At 61.7% G+C, this 15,282-nt stretch carries 12 protein-coding genes; 6 read left to right on the top strand and 6 right to left on the bottom strand.

Annotated features, from left to right (window positions below; translation table 11 throughout):
• Positions 1-2 precede the first annotated feature (2 nt).
• From QZ268_RS02490 to QZ268_RS02480, 3 genes are read left to right on the top strand one after another with little or no spacing between them, the layout of a single operon-like run.
• Positions 3-947: a hypothetical protein gene (locus QZ268_RS02490; protein WP_295447476.1), complete on the top strand. Its 945-nt coding sequence runs from the start codon at positions 3-5 to the stop codon at positions 945-947.
• Positions 944-3,478: a hypothetical protein gene (locus tag QZ268_RS02485; protein WP_295447474.1), complete on the top strand. Its 2,535-nt coding sequence runs from the start codon at positions 944-946 to the stop codon at positions 3,476-3,478. Before QZ268_RS02490 ends, QZ268_RS02485 begins: the two co-directional genes overlap by 4 nt.
• The gene (locus tag QZ268_RS02480) at positions 3,475-4,392 is read left to right on the top strand and encodes a glycosyltransferase (protein ID WP_295447472.1); all 918 of its coding nucleotides are present in this window, start codon (positions 3,475-3,477) and stop codon (positions 4,390-4,392) included. Before QZ268_RS02485 ends, QZ268_RS02480 begins: the two co-directional genes overlap by 4 nt.
• A 118-nt stretch (positions 4,393-4,510) precedes the next feature.
• On the opposite strand, the gene QZ268_RS02475 is transcribed toward QZ268_RS02480, so the two are convergent.
• From QZ268_RS02475 to QZ268_RS02460, 4 genes are all read right to left on the bottom strand, one after another.
• A complete protein-coding gene (locus tag QZ268_RS02475) occupies positions 4,511-5,740 on the bottom strand; it encodes a glycosyltransferase (RefSeq protein WP_295447470.1) in 1,230 nt (409 codons plus the stop codon).
• Between the two features lie 212 nt (positions 5,741-5,952).
• Positions 5,953-7,233, bottom strand: coding sequence for a DUF874 domain-containing protein (locus QZ268_RS02470; RefSeq protein WP_295447468.1), 1,281 nt, complete (start codon positions 7,231-7,233; stop codon positions 5,953-5,955).
• 151 nt (positions 7,234-7,384) lie between these two features.
• The gene (locus QZ268_RS02465) at positions 7,385-8,602 is read right to left on the bottom strand and encodes an exopolysaccharide biosynthesis protein (protein WP_349376551.1); all 1,218 of its coding nucleotides are present in this window, start codon (positions 8,600-8,602) and stop codon (positions 7,385-7,387) included.
• Between the two features lie 160 nt (positions 8,603-8,762).
• Positions 8,763-9,548 (bottom strand): sugar transferase, encoded by a 786-nt coding sequence (locus QZ268_RS02460; RefSeq protein WP_295447465.1) that lies wholly within the window; start codon positions 9,546-9,548, stop codon positions 8,763-8,765.
• Between the two features lie 562 nt (positions 9,549-10,110).
• Between QZ268_RS02460 and QZ268_RS02455 the strand changes: the two genes are divergently transcribed.
• The gene (locus tag QZ268_RS02455; RefSeq protein ID WP_295447463.1) at positions 10,111-10,992 is read left to right on the top strand and encodes a 2-dehydro-3-deoxygalactonokinase; all 882 of its coding nucleotides are present in this window, start codon (positions 10,111-10,113) and stop codon (positions 10,990-10,992) included.
• A 237-nt stretch (positions 10,993-11,229) separates the two neighbouring features.
• On the opposite strand, the gene QZ268_RS02450 is transcribed toward QZ268_RS02455, so the two are convergent.
• Positions 11,230-12,024: a TIGR03084 family metal-binding protein gene (locus QZ268_RS02450; protein WP_295447461.1), complete on the bottom strand. Its 795-nt coding sequence runs from the start codon at positions 12,022-12,024 to the stop codon at positions 11,230-11,232.
• A gap of 103 nt (positions 12,025-12,127) precedes the next feature.
• Between QZ268_RS02450 and QZ268_RS02445 the strand changes: the two genes are divergently transcribed.
• Positions 12,128-12,826 carry a TetR/AcrR family transcriptional regulator gene (locus QZ268_RS02445; RefSeq protein ID WP_295447459.1) on the top strand — a complete coding sequence of 233 codons (699 nt, stop codon included), beginning with the start codon at positions 12,128-12,130 and terminating at the stop codon, positions 12,824-12,826.
• Positions 12,810-13,952 (top strand): acyl-CoA dehydrogenase family protein, encoded by a 1,143-nt coding sequence (locus QZ268_RS02440; protein WP_295447457.1) that lies wholly within the window; start codon positions 12,810-12,812, stop codon positions 13,950-13,952. Before QZ268_RS02445 ends, QZ268_RS02440 begins: the two co-directional genes overlap by 17 nt.
• 13 nt (positions 13,953-13,965) lie before the next feature.
• On the opposite strand, the gene QZ268_RS02435 is transcribed toward QZ268_RS02440, so the two are convergent.
• Positions 13,966-14,979, bottom strand: coding sequence for a hypothetical protein (locus QZ268_RS02435; protein WP_295447456.1), 1,014 nt, complete (start codon positions 14,977-14,979; stop codon positions 13,966-13,968).
• Between the last annotated feature and the right edge of the window lie 303 nt (positions 14,980-15,282).

Raw genomic sequence — 15,282 nt, 5'->3', positions numbered from 1 at the left:
CCATGATATCACGTCGCGTCCTTTTGGCGGTTCCCGCCCTGCTTGCTCTCTGGCCACTGGCCCGCTGGTGGCGGCCCAGCGCGCTGCCGCCAGTGCCGGTGCTGGCTCCGCCCCAGGGGCCGTTGCGTGTCTATCATCTTGGCCATTCCCTGGTGGGGCCGGACATGCCGCATATGCTGGCGCAACTTGCCCCTCAGGGCCATCGCTGGAACAGCCAGCTGGGATCCGGCACCAATCTGAAACAGCATTGGGAACCGGACCTGGCGATCCTAGACTTTGAAACCAGCAATCAGCCGCCTGCCTTTCGCGCGGCGCGTGAAGCCATTGGCTCCGGCGATTATGATGCCGTAGTGCTAACAGAAATGGTCGAACTGCGCGACGCCATCCGCTATTTTGACGGTGCCGAATATTTTCACCGCTGGGCCAGTCTGGCCCGCGCTGGCGCCGCCAAAACCCGTGTCTACCTGTATGAAACCTGGCACCACCTGAACGACCCGGAAGGCTGGGACAGCCGCATTGCCAGTGACCTCGATCGACTTTGGCTGCAACAGCTAACAGGGACAGACAGCCGCGCGGCGCCCGACCGCCCCGCCTATCTGATCCCGGCAGGACAGGTCATGGCTGCAGTTGCCCGCGCCGCTAAGGCGGGCGAGATCGACGGGCTGAACGCCCGCGAGGATCTGTTTGCCCGCAGTGAAACAGGCGCGTTGGATACCATCCACATCAATGATCTGGGCGCCTATGTGGTGGCGCTCACCCATTTTGCGGTGCTCTATCAACGTGCGCCCCTGGGGCTGCCACACCAGCTCAGCCGGGCGGATGGCAGCGCCGCGCAGAGCCTGTCGGCGACAGCCGCAGAACAGGTGCAACGGATCGTCTGGCAGGTGGTCTTGGCCCAGCCCCGCACAGGTCTCGCCTTGGCGGCGCAGGCAGGAGGTGGGGCATGAACCTTGAGGCGCTGATCACCTCGGTGGTGATGGTCGGACATTCGCTGTTTGGCCCGGACAATCCGCAAATGCTGCAACAGCTACTGGCGAAACAGCCGGGTGCAACCGCACCGGTCACGGTCGAGGCCCAGATCATCAATGGCGCGCCGCTCAGCTACAATTGGCAACACGCCGAAAGCGCCGAAGGCATCAATGCCCGCCAGCGGCTGACCGCGCCTGTGGATGCGGTGATCGTCACTGAGGCAATCCCGCTGGCCAATCACTTGAAATGGAGCAACTCCGAAGAAGCCGTGACCCAGTTCTATGAGCTGGCCCGCAGCGCCAACCCGGATGTGCAGTTCTACCTGCAAGAGACCTGGCACAGTCTCAACAGCGGCACTGGCACCGAGGTACCCTTTGACGAAGGCGCTGCAACCCCCTGGCGGCAGCGGCTCGAGCAGGATCTGCCACGCTGGCAGGCTCTGGTCGATGATGTAAACGCGGCCACCAGCGGCACCGTGCGCCTGCTGCCTGCAGGCCAGGCCATGGCACTGCTGGATGATGCCATCACCGCCGGCACCCTGCCCGGGCTGCAGTCCATTTCGCAGGTATTTTCCGACGATATCCACCCCAATGCGCTGGGGTTTTACTACCTCAGCCTGGTGCAATATGCGGTGCTGACCGGACAGGACCCACGGGGGCTGCCCCATCGGCTGCAGGACCGCTGGCGACAGGGTTACACCGCCCCGTCTGAGGCTTTGGCGCGGCAGCTTCAAAGGCTGGCCTGGGCCGCAGCCGGCGGCAGTGATACCGCCTCTGCGGCTCTGCCCGATGAGCCCGCGCCGCTGCCCAAGGAGCCTGAGCTGGCCCAGTTGAACAGCCCAGTCCCGGAAGAGCTGCCACAGCAGCGGCACGCTGTGGCGCCCCAGCCCCCCAACCGCCAGCCCATTGCGATGAACCTGATGTCGGTGGCCGATTGGAGCCCACAGGCACCGTTTCTGGATCACTTCAAGACCGCGCGTCCCTGGATCGGGCATCTGCCCGGCCAGTGGGGCGGCGCCAACGAGGCAGATCTGGCCCAGGCCGGCTATCTGGACGCGGCGGGCTGGCCCACTGCGCTGCCGCCCGAGCTGGGCTCGATCGGGACGGTGATCCTGACGGACCTACCCGAGAGCGCGCATAGTTTGGCCGGGCGCTATGTGCTGCGCTTTGACGGCGAGGGCATAGTCGAGGTCTCAGGACGGGCGCGCAATCAGCGCTATGGCAAGGGCGAGGTCTCGTTTGATTTCACCCCCGGTCCCGGCCCGGTCGAAATCCGGCTGCAGCGCATCGACAAGGGAGGCGACTACCCGCGCAATATCACCGTGGTCAAGGAAGAGCACCTGCCGCGCTATGCCGCTGGCGAGATTTTCAACCCGGACTGGTTGGAGATTTTGGACGGGTTTGCGGTGCTGCGTTTTATGGATTGGATGGGCACCAATGATTCGCGCCTCACCGGCTGGGAGGACCGCCCCCTGGTCAGCGATTACAGCTGGGGCCGCAAGGGCGTACCGCTGGAAGTGATGCTAGCGCTGGTGAATGAGCTGGGCGCCGATGGCTGGTTCAACATGCCCCACCGCGCCGATGACAGCTATATCCGCAACTTTGCCCGCGCGGTTAAGGCGGGGCTGGATTTTGATCTCAAAGCCTATGTCGAATATTCCAACGAGGTCTGGAACTGGCAGTTCGACCAGGCGAATTGGGCCGATGCGCAGGCGCAGGCGCGCTGGGGCGGCAAGGATTTATGGGTGCAATTCTACGGTGGCCGCGCCGCAGAGGTTTCGCAGATTTGGACCGAGGTCTTCGGCGCGGCATCACCCACACGTTTGGTGCGGGTGTTGGCCACCCAGACCGGCTGGCTGGGGCTGGAAGAGCAAATCCTGACAGCGCCGCTGTGGGTGGCCGAAGCCGCCGACCGCGAGGCCCCTGCTGCCTATTTTGATGCCTATGCGGTCACCGGATATTTTGGCGGCATTCTGGGGATAAAGGAACGCGCCCCAATCCTGCGGGCCTGGATCGCCGACAGCCAGCTACACGCCCGCACAGCTGCCGCCGCCCAGGGGTTAAGTGGGACAGAGGCCGAACAATTCATTGCCGACCACCAATATGATGTTGCCAGCGTCCAGGCCGCCGCCGAGCTGACTGATGGCCTGGTCACCGGCGACGCCACTGATACGCTCAGCGATTTGCTGGGCCGCGTTTTGCCCTACCACCGTGCTGTAGCCGATCAGCATGGGCTGGATCTGATCATGTATGAGGGCGGCAGTCATGTGGTTGGCATTGGCCCAATGACCGAGGATGAGGTGCTCACCGGGTTCTTTACCCATTTCAACTACACGCCCGAGATGGGAGCACTCTATGTAAGGCTGCTCAGCGGCTGGCAAGAGCTGGGCGGCACGCTGTTTGTTGCCTATGCGGATGTGGCGGTTCCCGGCAAATGGGGCAGCTGGGGCGCCCTGCGGAGCCTCAGCGATGACAACCCGCGCTGGTCTGCATTGGAATCCGTAAAATGAGCGCCTCCCCTGCCACAACAGACCCGCAAACAAACCCGCCAACCGCCACCACCCAGCCACAGGTGAGCGTGTTGATCCCAGCCCATAACGAGGCTAGCTACATCGCCGACTGCCTTGCGGCGCTGTTTGCCTCCGCACTGCCTGTGGGGATGCAGGGTGAAGTTCTGATCCTGGCCAATGGCTGCAGCGATGCCACCGCCAGAATTGCAGCGGCGCAGGCTGCCGCCCCCCAGTGGACGCTCCGCGTGATCGAGCTGCCAGAAGGAAACAAGCTCAAGGCGCTGAATGCAGGCGATGCAGAGGCACGCGGAGCGGTGCTGGTCTATCTGGATGCCGATGTCATCGTTGATCCCGCCTTGATCGGTCAGATCGCCACTGCGCTTGGCGACGCCCAGATCCACCCCCAAGCCCAGGCCCAAGCTCAGCCCTGTTATGCCAGCGGCACCCCTGTTATCGCACCCGCCCAAAGCGCTTTGACCCGCGCCTATGGCAGGTTTTGGATGCGCCTGCCTTTTGTCCAAACCGGCACCCCTGGCTTTGGCCTGTTTGCGATGAACCGCGCCGGGCGGGCGCGCTGGCAGGATTGGCCCGATATTATTGCCGACGACACCTTTGCCCGGCTTTCTTTCACAGAACATGAGCGGATCAAACTGCCCGCGCGCTACTCCTGGCCAATGGTCGAAGGGCTGCGCAATCTGACCCGGGTGCGGCGGCGACAGAATGCGGGCGTCGCAGAGCTGAATGAAAAATACCCCCAACTGCTGGCCAATGATGATAAAACACCGCTCCCTGCGGGGCAGCTGTTCAAGCTCTTGCTGCAGGATCCCATCGGCTTTGCCGCCTATGCGCTGGTGTCTTTGGCGGTAAAATCTCCACTGTTTCGCAGCCGCCAACGCTGGACACGCGGACGCTGATCCCTCCGCGCCCCTTCTGAGGCGCCTGCCATGACACGCTGCGCTGCTACCGGCGCTGACGCGCCGCGCTTTAGCGCGGCGCCGGGCCCAAGCGCTTTGGTGGTTTCGTCAGAAACAATCAAAGCGCGCGGGAGCCCCTCTTGCCCTGGCAGGCCTCCCGGAACAGATCAGCCAGCTTACCCGCCTCGATATCGCTGTCGTGGCGCTCCAGAACCCGCTCACGTGCCGCCGCGCCCAAGCTCGCCATCTGCGCCGCAGGAACCTCTGCCAGTTCGGCAATTGCGGCGGCCAGGATCTGCGCATCGCCCGCCGGGACCAACCAACCGGTCTTGCCGGGCAAAACCAGCTCAGGCGTGCCGGCAATATAGGTCGCCAGAACGGGACGGGCTGCGGCCATGGCCTCCATCACCACCATGGGCAGGCCTTCGGCAAAGGAGGGCATCACCAGGGCATGAGACGCGGCCAGCTCTGCGCGCACGCCCGCCTCGGACAACCACCCAGTCAGGGTCACGTTGTTCTGCAATCCAGCGGCGGCAATTGCGACTTCCAGATCGGCGCGCATCTCGCCATCGCCGATCAGCGCCAAATGTACCTGCGGATGGGTCCGCACCACCTCGGCCATGGCGCGCACCAGCACCATCTGGCCCTTTTGCTCCACAAAGCGGCCAATGGCTGCCAGCCGCAGCGGCCCCTCCGGCAGCGGCGCCGCGGCTTCAAACCGCGCCGGTTCAATGCCGCAATGCACCACCTTCAGCCTGTCCCACACCGCAAAATCTGCCCAGCGGCTGAGCTGGCTTTTGCCAAAACTGCTGATCGCCACGGCAAAGCGCGCCCGGTTGATCTTTTCTCCCAGGGAGAGTGCCACAGGGGCGTCAAACTCTTCCGGGCCATGGGTGGTGAAACTGTACCCCGGCCCGCCCAGCGCCTGTGCCAGCAGCGCCACCGCCGTGGCATTGGTGCCAAAATGCGCATGCATGTGATCAACGCCCTCGGCCCGGCAGCGCTCCGCCACATAGCAGGCCTCCGCCAGATAGATCAGGTGCCGCAAGACCCCGGCCTGTGACACCCGCCCCAGCCGAATGGCCAAAGCCATTGCCCGCAGGAACACCGCCGGTGCCGCCACGCCCCGGCGCAAAAGCGCCAGCAGCAAGGGCAGCAGACCCCGATGCAAAACATACTCGGTCTGCCCCGCCTCTGCTTGATCACCCGGATCCACCAAGGGCGCGGATCCGGGTCGCATGGCCAGGCGCAGCACGGCAATTCCCTGACGCTCCAGCGCCTGAATTTCCCGACGGATAAAACTATGGGAGGGCTGCGGGTAACTATTTAGAACATAAGCAACTTTCAAAGGCCTATACTCCAGTCAGCCAGTTGGTTTTGGCCAAGGTAGCGGCTCGGTCCCGGCTTGCCTAGAGGGCGCAGGCGCCCGTCATCAAAACCAAATCGATGCACGATACCAATGCGGATTGTCTGGCCTTTTCCGCCACAGACAGCCATTTTGGCCTGCCCCGTTTGGCCTGCCCCGGCTGCGCAATCGCTTTTGCTGGCAGCCCTGCCAGATCAGCGGCGCGCCAGTTTCTGTGGCAGCAGCCGTCGCCAGGCGCGCATAATGCCCCACAGCCCCCGGCCCCGTGGTTTGGTCTCCAACACCGGGATCGACGCCACCGGCGCCAGACCGGTTTCGCGCTCCATCTGCGCCGCAGAGCGCAGCACTGGTGCGCGCAGTTCCAGCACAAAGGCAAAGGCCAGCCCTGCGAGAACACTGGCAATGCCGCCCATCAAAGCCTTGTTTTTGCGCGCCGAAGTTGACGGGTAATCCGCAAGCCCTGCGGGTTCCAGCACCGTCAGGCGTTCGCCCTGGCGCGAGGTTTCCAGACGAAAGCCCACTTCGGCCTCGTTACGACGGGTCGACACGACCTCCAGTTCACCTTGCAAGGCTTCCATCTGTCGACTGTAAACCCCCAGCTGCCGCTGCACCTCCGGGGTGGTTTGCAGCGCTGCTTCCAGCTCATCCTTGCGTTGGCTCAAAAGATCCCGTTGCGCATCCAGAGTGTTGAGCTTGTCCTGCGCATCGGCCAGCACTCGGCGTGCGGTTGCCGGGCGTTCCGAGGCGCTGGCCTGATCGGCGGTGCGCCGGATCAGGATCTTTTCGCGTTCGATATCCAGCAGGCTTTCGTTGATGGTTGCCACTTCGCTGCGCCGAAACTCCACGGTTCCAGGCTGGGCCACGTCATTGGCGGCGTGAAAGGCCGAAATTTCATCTTCCAGCGCCGACACTTGACTGGCCAGGGCCGCTTCCTTTTCGGCAAAGAAGCTCAGGGTTTCGCGCGCCTGGGCAATTCGGCTGCTGACGCTCAGCTCGATGGTGCGGCGGCCAAATTCGCTGGCCACCTGCTGCGCCTGTTGCGCCGTCGGCATCAAGGCCGTGATGGTCAGCACCGAAATGGTGCCGTCATCGGCAAAGCCTTCGCGCACCGCTGCCACGCCGGTGATGCTCACGGCCTGGCGCAGCATCACTACCTTTTCAGTTGGTGTGAGACTGGGCAGATCCGCGTAGAGCGCAAATTTGTCGATGATATCCAGCAGAGTGGCACGGGCCATCAAGCGCTGTTCGATCAACTGCATCCGCCGCGCCGAGGAGCCTTCGACTGTGGATTTGGCCAGATCGTCAGCGATGGTTGGCCGCGTGACCTGGATCACTTCGGCGCTGTGGTACATATGCTGTTGATTGAGCGCCACCCAGAGCGACAGAATGCTGCCCGCCGCGATGACATACAAAATGACCGCAGCGCGGCGGCGCAACATATCCAAAAAATCTGCCAGCGAATAAATCAGGCCCATGGGTCAGCTCACCTTGTCGTCACATCTGTCATCCTGCCAGCCTTTGCCCCATCAGGCCAGCGCGCAGCGGTTGTATTCACCAGACCTTACAGCACAGCAACCGGGCAAAACTGTGGCTCTGACCGGGCGCTGCAACGTGGAAATGAGGGTTTTAGGGGGTAACTTGCGTCTTGTCGGACTGTTGCGCCTTGTTCAGCACCACACCCAGCAAGGGCGCGTGGCCCGCCAACATCTTTTCGCAGGCGGCAAGTTCAGCAGCGGTGGTCCGGTCTCCATCGGAAATCAACAGCACCCCGTCCACCTGCGGCAGAAAAGCGGTGACATCATCATGCTCCAGCACCGGCGGCAGATCAAACAGCACCGTGTCGGCCTGGGTCTCGTCGATCATGGTGGAGATCACATCTGCGGCGCGGCGATCATGCAGGATATCCGAGGCATTGTGATCGGGATGACAATTGCTTCCCACCGCCAGCGACTCGGACAGGCGTTGCAATTGCTGGCTCAGCGGCACTTCACCGGCCAGGAAAGCCGCCATATCGCCATGGGGCGGAATACCCAGTGCAGCGGCGATGCCGGGATTGCGAAAGTTCATATCCATCAACAGGGTACGGCTTTGCGGCACCCGCGCCAGGCTCAGCGCCAGATTGACCGCGCAAAAGGTGGTACCGCCGCCTGCAGCAGGGCTGGTGACCGCCACCCGTTTCCAGCCATGGGCCTTGAGGCTGTGCAGCAACCGGGTGCGCAGCAAATCAAAGGCCCGCGCTGTCGGCGAGGCCCGAAAGGCGCTTACCAGCGGCAGGCGTGACGGTTTTTGTCCCAGAAAATCAAAGGGAACCTGCGGTATCTGCAACCAGGGATCAAAACGGGTTGGCAAACCGATGGGGGGCTCCTGCGGCAGGTCAACACGTGCCTGCCGGTCCAGTTCCAACCGCGGTTTGGCCCGTGCAGGTCGCGCGGGCTCTGTGCGGGGCTTGGCCGCGACAGCAGGCTGTGGGTTGTCCAGTTGCGGCGCAGGCTCCTGGTTTACCTCCTGGGCCGGGTTCGCGCCTTTGACCGGGGTTGCCCCCTTGGTCTGAGCGGTCTCCCGAGTTCTGTTCTGAGCGGCCTTTGGGGCCGGGTCTGGCTGTTTTGACGGTGCAGAAGGGGCCGGAGTTGGCTCTGCGCTCACCGGGTTTGCGGCTGCGTCGACTGTTGGACCAGCCTGTTGCCGCGCTGCTGTGTTGCGGCGGCGAAACGTCTTGTACCCCTTTTGCGTCATACGGTCCTCACCACCCCTATCCAAGGCAGGCGTTGTGTTGTTCGGATCATCTCCTGCACCCCCTGGACGGGCCGGAGTGCCATCAGAGGCTGATACAGCAAAATGCTTCATGCGTCATCTCCTGACAATTCCAACGTCGCGCCCCCGCCCTGTCGTATCCGGCCCACTGGTCCCAACCGTCTCGCAGTCAAAGGCAAAGAGATTAATATCCAGTGCCCCACCTTGCCCTGCGCCCCGGCCAGCGCGCCAGGCTCCGGTTGAATGTCCCGGATTAATATCCAGTCCCCTTGGCAACGACGCCAAAGGTGCGCCAAATAAGGTTCAAGTCTTGCTGCACCCCCATTTGACGCAGGTAATCCACATCAGCCTTGGCCCGCGAGGCAAAGCTGCTCTCGTTGCGGGCCGAGACCTGCCAGATCCCGGTGATGCCAGGCTTGACGGCAAAATAGGCGGCGGCCTCACCATACAAAGCCAGCTGTTCGGGCAGCATCGGGCGCGGGCCAACCAGGCTCATCGTGCCGGTCACCACATTCCAAAGCTGTGGCAGCTCATCCAGCGAGGTCATGCGCAAAAACCGCCCGACACGGGTAATCCGCGGATCATGTTTAAGCTTTTGGGTTGTTTCCCATTCCTGGCGGAGCTCTGGATCGCTGTCCAGGTAGCTCTGCAAGCGGGCATCCGCGTCCCGCACCATGGTCCGCAGTTTATAGATACGGAAACGCTTGCCATGCTGCCCCAACCGATCCTGGCTATAGAAGGGCAATCCGCTTTCCAGCCAGAGCATCACAGCAGACAGGACAATAATCGGCAAGGCGACAGGCAGCGCCAACAAGACCAAGCCCAGGTCCAACAGCCGCTTGCCAGCCAAGGCGTAGCCAGAGTTTTTACTGCGCGCAATCGCCAATGCCTGGCTGATCCCGGTGCCGACAGCAGGAACAGCGGTAGCAGGCACGGCAGCACAGATCAAAGAGGAACGCCCAGTGACGCGCACGCCAGACAGCGCCAGCCCAGGAGCGGTCAACGCCTGCTCCGTTGCGTTTGATACAAAATCTTTCATCATCACCCCATGCGCTCACAGCTCAAGCTCCGGGGAAACCCCAGGGCCGTCAGCTCTTTGTATTTTCAAAACCCGCAACAACAGCGACGCGGGTAATGTCATCACGTTCTGGGTGTTGCCGAACCATGCCCCCACATGTTTCGCCCCTGATGAATGCCGGAGTTGAATACCCCTGTGGCTCTTTCAAGCTACCGCATTCCGTGACAAGAATAAATCTAACCGAATTAATGAGAATTATAACCAAAGCTTAGCGATTACGGCAAAAAGGGGCCTTGCCTAGCCAATAGCGGAAACAATCTAGCCTTTTGATTATAAACTATCCCCAAATACCGCCGCAACCATGAAACCCTAGTTCTTGTTTTCGACGCCAAAATGTCTGATTCTATGCCGCCGCATCGCCCCTTGGCTGCTTATCCCTGCCCTGTTCGGTCACAGGTTTCCTCTAGCAGTTTGAAACCCGACGCGTGCACCAGTATGACTGCAGGGCAAATTCCGGTGCTCAGCCTCGGCTATGGCCAACTGCCGGTTTGCACCGCCACAGGTACAAAAGGATCGTCAAACAATGGGCGCATCACATCGCCAGACAGATTGCACCGCCGCTCTGATTGGCGATGCCGAAATATCCATATGGCTCCGCGCCGCCGGGCAGATGGTAAAGCAACACAGCTTTGCCCGCACTTCCGCGCCCCCTGAGCAGGATTTATCCGCTGCGCTGGGTCAGGCCCAGGTGCCAAACTTGGACGCGCCCAACTCGGCCCCGGTTTTGGTCTGTGGTCTCCCCCCCGCCTCTGCAGCGGTCGCGGTCCCCGCCACACCGGGGGATCTGCCCCTCACCCAGTTGGCTCTGGATCGCTGGCAGCTGCTGGTGCTTCCCGGCCTGCAGCAAAAGACCCCGGCAGGCCTGATGCAAGAGAGCACCGCGCAGATCGCCGGCTTTGTGGCGCTCAATCCCAAATGGGACGGGGTGATCTGCCTGCCTGGCGAGGTGACACATTGGGTTCAGGTCAGCGCCGCTGAGGTTGTCAGCTTTCAAAGCACCCTGACGACCGGTCTCTATTCCGCCTTGGCAGCGCGCCTCGAAGTGCCTGTGCAATGGTCCGAAAGCGCTTTGGCACAGGGCGTTGCCGATACCATGTCGCGCCCCGAACGCTTGGCCACCCGGCTGGCCGAACTGCGCGCCAGTCAGCTTGCCCCAGAGCCCAATACGACAGAAGCCGCCGGCTTGTTGTGGGGCTATCTACTTGGGGCAGAGCTGGCCGCCGCGCGGGCCTATTGGCTGGGGCAAAACCTCGCCTTGGTCGCCCCCGACCACTTGGCCGCCCCTTATATGGCCGCCTTCGCGGCACAGGGCCTGCCTGCCACCCAGGCCCATCCCGATCGGATGGCGATCGAAGGGTTGATGCAAGCCAGGCGACAAGCGGAGAAAGCGGCGCCTGCTCCCTAGGAGGAGAAGGGTCAGTCCGCTCAAAAGAAGCAAGGTTTCTACGCCAGCCGCAGACTGGGTCTTGTCCACCTCACGGTGCAGCGCCGCCGCCCTGCAGGGCGGCGGCGCTGGGCCCAAGGGGATGCAGTCCCCCAAAGGGGACAAATCTGCGCGGGAGCCCCCCGTTTTTTGGGCAGAAGCTTGCGGGCTTCCGCTCCTGGCTCTCAAGCGACCTGACTGCGCGATCTCGCTTGGACCTTATGCCTTGTGACGTGCCCCCTTTGCGGGTGGTGTTTCAGCCGGACCGGCAAAACACTGGGCGATTGCCATCCAGCGCGCGGCAGTGCCTCCCTGGGTCTCAAGACCAGTATCGGCGATGTTGCGCACCTGGGTCACCACCTGGGCAAACTCCACCGCAGACCCGCGCACCACGTTGTCCTGTTGCGGATCATTCCAGGTCCAGACGGCACCAGAAGGACCGGTCAACTCGACAAAGGGGGCGGGTTCGGGCACCGGCTCTTTGCGGTTGAGAAAGGTCCAGCCATAGGTCGACACGCCCAGATGGGCGATATTGCGGATGCGGTCCTGCTCCTGCCGCTCTACCCCCAACAGATCAAACACCTCCTGACCATGGGCCCAGGTCTCCATCTGGCGCGCGGTGATCGAGCTCAGCGCGCTCATCTCCGGCCCCACCCATTTCACCCGCGCTTTGGGGTCAGCCTGCGCAAAGGCATCAGCACAGCTCTCGGCCCCGGCCTGCCAGGCTTCGAACAGGGCGCGGCCTGACAAACCGTCAAGCCAGGGAAACTGACACTGCAAAATCGACATACCGGCCTGCATGTTCTTCACAATTGGGCCAATAAATGTCGCAAAGGCCGCCTCCCCCTGCAGCGAGGTTTCAGCCGCCACATTGAACAGATGCAAATGCCCAAGCACATGGTCGATTGTCCACTCCTTGAACAGGGTAACCCGGTGCAGATCCGCCTCGGGCAGGTCCTGTAACACAGCAGCCAGAGCCTGGCTCTCAGCTCGGAAATCTTCGGCTTGTTGCATGTTTCGTGCCCTCTCTTGATCAAATTCCGCTGCGTCTGACCCAAATTCATGTGATTGAACAGACCAACCGTTCTGTTTAACGATTCGTCAAAAGGATATGCTGATGTGCCCAGGAACCGAAGACCAACCGAACGTCACCTCCAGCGACAGCCCGCCCATGCGCGGCAACCCGGCGCGTGTGGCCCGCACCCGTGGCAAAATCTTTGATGCCGTGATCACCGCGCTCGACGAGGTCGGCTATTCGGAATGCTCCATCAACCGGGTGCAAACCCTGGCCGGGGTCTCCCGTGGTGCACTCACCCATCATTTTCCCTCCAAAGAAGAAATGATGGTGAAAACCCTCGAACACCTGCTGGCGCCGGTGCGTGGCGCCTCGGAGCCAAATGACCAAGAGGCGAACCTGCTGCGCCCCTCTGATGCCGGGAGCAGCCTGCAGGACCAATTGCATGCGCTGTGGAGCCGGGTGATCAACACCCGCGAAGGCCGCGCTTTGATGGAAATTCTGGTGGCAGCCCGCACCGATCAGGTGCTGAACAGCCGCATCACCCCCTCGCTTTGGAGCTACAACGACGAATTCAACCGCAATATCGCCAACCTCTACCAAGCCGCCGAAGGCCATGAGGATGAGCTGACGCTGCTCTGGTCGATCTGCCGGAGTTTCATGCGCGGCTTGCACAGCCAGGCTCCTTTTGAGCGCGACCCAAAAATCATAACCAAGATGGTGGCGCTATTTGGCCGCATCATGGCGCCGCATTTGTCTGCGCGCAGCCCTAACGGAGACACAGATGAAGAATCCCTTTGAAACGTCAGAGCACCGGGCCTTTCGCGATACCATCCGGGCCTTTGTCGAAACAGAAATCCAGCCCTATTGCGACGACTGGGACGAGGCAGGCACAGTCCCCTGGGAGCTGCACCAGAAGATTGGTGCATTTGGCGTCTGGGGGTTTGGCATTGACGAAAAATATGGCGGCCTTGGCTTTGATGATTGCTTTCTGCGCGTGGCCTATAGCGAAGAAATGGCCCGCTGCGGTGCTGGCGGAGTAACTGCGGCTCTGGCCGGGCGCACCATTTCAGTTGAACCGATTGCACGGCTGGCCGATGAGGAGATCCGCCAGCGGGTGCTGCCGGAAATCCTGGCCGGGCGCAAAGGCTCCTCATTGGGGGTCACCGAACCCGGGGGCGGCTCGGATGTGGCCAACCTCAAAACCACGGCCCGGCGCGATGGCAATCACTGGGTGATCAATGGCTCCAAGACCTTCATCACCGGCGGCATGACCTCTGACTATTTTGTCATCCCGGCCCGCACCGGCGGTGCTGGGCTGGAGGGCATTTCCCTGTTTTTTGTCGAGGCGGATACCCCTGGCTTTTCCCGCACGGCCTTGACCCGCAAGATGGGCTGGTGGTGTTCGGATCAGGCAACGCTGTTTCTGGATGAGGTCCGCGTGCCTGCCAGCAACATGATGGGGGAGGAAGGCACCGGGTTTCTGGCCATCATGAACAATTTCAACATGGAGCGGATCAACCTGATTGCCGGGGTTCTGGGCATGATGAAGGCCTGCCTAGAGGACAGTATCACCTGGGCGCAGGAGCGCGAGACCTTTGGCAAAAAGCTGATCCGTCATCAGGTGATCCGCCACAAGATCGCCGAGATGTCGGCCCGCATTGATGCGGTTGAGGCGACACTGCGGATGATCTGCTGGCAGGTCAATCAGGGCGATATGCCGGTGGCCGAGCTGAGCAAGGCCAAATTCTTTGCCACCAAGGCCTGCGAATACTGCGCCTCTGAGGCGATGCAGATCCTGGGCGGCGCCGGATATCTGCGCGGCAACCGGGTGGAGCGCATCTACCGCGAGGTCAAGGTCATGGCCATCGGCGGCGGATCAGAAGAGATCATGCGCGACCTCGCGGTGCGCCAGATGGGGCTGTGATGCCGCAAGCGGATTAGCCGTCTGCGATGGCCTGAAAGGCGCGCCCGGCAGCCTCAAAATTGCGGGCCAGGGGCGCGGTCAGTTTTGACTGCGCCGCATAATAGGCCCCAACCCGGCAGAGTTGGCGCGCATAATCCGGGTGGACCCCGGCATCATCATATTTGATCACCCGTGTCTTGCTGAGCCAGCCGCGTTTTTTGACTTCCTTCTGGATCAATTTCAGCCGCTGCACCGCATGCAGAGTGACATAGACAGACAGATAATCCAGGTAGTCAGCGATGTCATAGCCAGAACCATGATCATAGGTGTCGATCATCACATCAGCCATTTTATCTGGCGACACCGGCCAGGTTTCATCGGCAATGAGCCAGGCAAAATCCTCGGCGCCATGACGCAGGCCGGCATATTCAAAATCAAACCAGCGCACAAAGCCATCGTCGCCAATGGCGGCATTGCCCGCCCGGCAATCCCATTTCAGAAATTGCCGCCCCGGCTGATCCATGCGTTCGGCTACGGCAACAAAATCAAACTCCTTGGGGATACCCATGGAATAGGCCTGCAGGGCATCAACGGATCCCACCAGATTGATGATCCAATCCCGGTTCGAGCCCAGATGCGGCAGCATCTCTGCCAGATCGGTCTGGCGGGCGGCGGCGTGAATACGAAAGATCGCAGCGCAGGCCTCAGCTGCCAGTTCCACCTGGTCGCTCTCATTATGCTCCAACACTTCGCTGCTCAGCCGGATCTCGCCAGTGTCAGACTGAAACAGCACATCTTCATTGACGCCCAGAACCCGGGGGATGTCATCGCAGTGGGGCCCCAGCTTTTCCAGCACATAGGCTTCCAGATGGGTGCGGCGAAAATTCTCCCGCAGAGTGGCAATGGCTCTGTCGTCGCCAAAATGCAGTCGCATAGAGGAGCGGGACTTGCCGCCCGGCGTGGTGATCCGGTCCGGGGTTTTGCCCAGGGTCTCTTGTGCTTTTGCGACAATATAGGCCGCGCGCTCATCAAAGCTTGTGTCCGCCACCAACTCCACCCTCTCAGTTCTTTAACACACCCTGCCGAAACACTCTGCGCCCCGGACAGCACTGGTAACTCCTTAGGCGCAGAAGATGGCAATTTTCGGGAAATTTCAGGCCCCCTAACAGGCCCCCTAAAGAACAGGCGATGGCGATGCGCGTATACCGCTCTCACCGCCTTGGGCTGGAGGGGACCTTTGCCGCCCCGTGCTAGCGCGACTCACTTTGCCTTGGCGTTTCTTGCAACAGTTGGGCGCGCCTCTATTGCATTGTTTCCGGATTTACGCGGCAATGGATCAAATTTGCCAAAA

The organism is uncultured Pseudophaeobacter sp., from assembly GCA_905479575.1.
Lineage (GTDB): Bacteria > Pseudomonadota > Alphaproteobacteria > Rhodobacterales > Rhodobacteraceae > Pseudophaeobacter.
The sequence above is the reverse complement of the archived record's forward strand: the minus strand, read 5'-3'. Positions and strand labels throughout refer to the sequence as shown.

What these genes read in the sequence shown, in the direction of transcription:
- QZ268_RS02480 (WP_295447472.1), top strand. Translation starts at nt 3,475, where the DNA reads ATGAGCGCCTCCCCTGCCACAACAGACCCGCAAACAAACCCGCCAACC.
- QZ268_RS02490 (WP_295447476.1), top strand. Translation starts at nt 3, where the DNA reads ATGATATCACGTCGCGTCCTTTTGGCGGTTCCCGCCCTGCTTGCTCTC.
- QZ268_RS02485 (WP_295447474.1), top strand. Translation starts at nt 944, where the DNA reads ATGAACCTTGAGGCGCTGATCACCTCGGTGGTGATGGTCGGACATTCG.
- QZ268_RS02465 (WP_349376551.1), bottom strand. Translation starts at nt 8,602, where the DNA reads ATGAAGCATTTTGCTGTATCAGCCTCTGATGGCACTCCGGCCCGTCCA.
- QZ268_RS02455 (WP_295447463.1), top strand. Translation starts at nt 10,111, where the DNA reads ATGGGCGCATCACATCGCCAGACAGATTGCACCGCCGCTCTGATTGGC.
- QZ268_RS02440 (WP_295447457.1), top strand. Translation starts at nt 12,810, where the DNA reads ATGAAGAATCCCTTTGAAACGTCAGAGCACCGGGCCTTTCGCGATACC.
- QZ268_RS02460 (WP_295447465.1), bottom strand. Translation starts at nt 9,548, where the DNA reads ATGAAAGATTTTGTATCAAACGCAACGGAGCAGGCGTTGACCGCTCCT.
- QZ268_RS02450 (WP_295447461.1), bottom strand. Translation starts at nt 12,024, where the DNA reads ATGCAACAAGCCGAAGATTTCCGAGCTGAGAGCCAGGCTCTGGCTGCT.
- QZ268_RS02470 (WP_295447468.1), bottom strand. Translation starts at nt 7,233, where the DNA reads ATGGGCCTGATTTATTCGCTGGCAGATTTTTTGGATATGTTGCGCCGC.
- QZ268_RS02445 (WP_295447459.1), top strand. Translation starts at nt 12,128, where the DNA reads ATGTGCCCAGGAACCGAAGACCAACCGAACGTCACCTCCAGCGACAGC.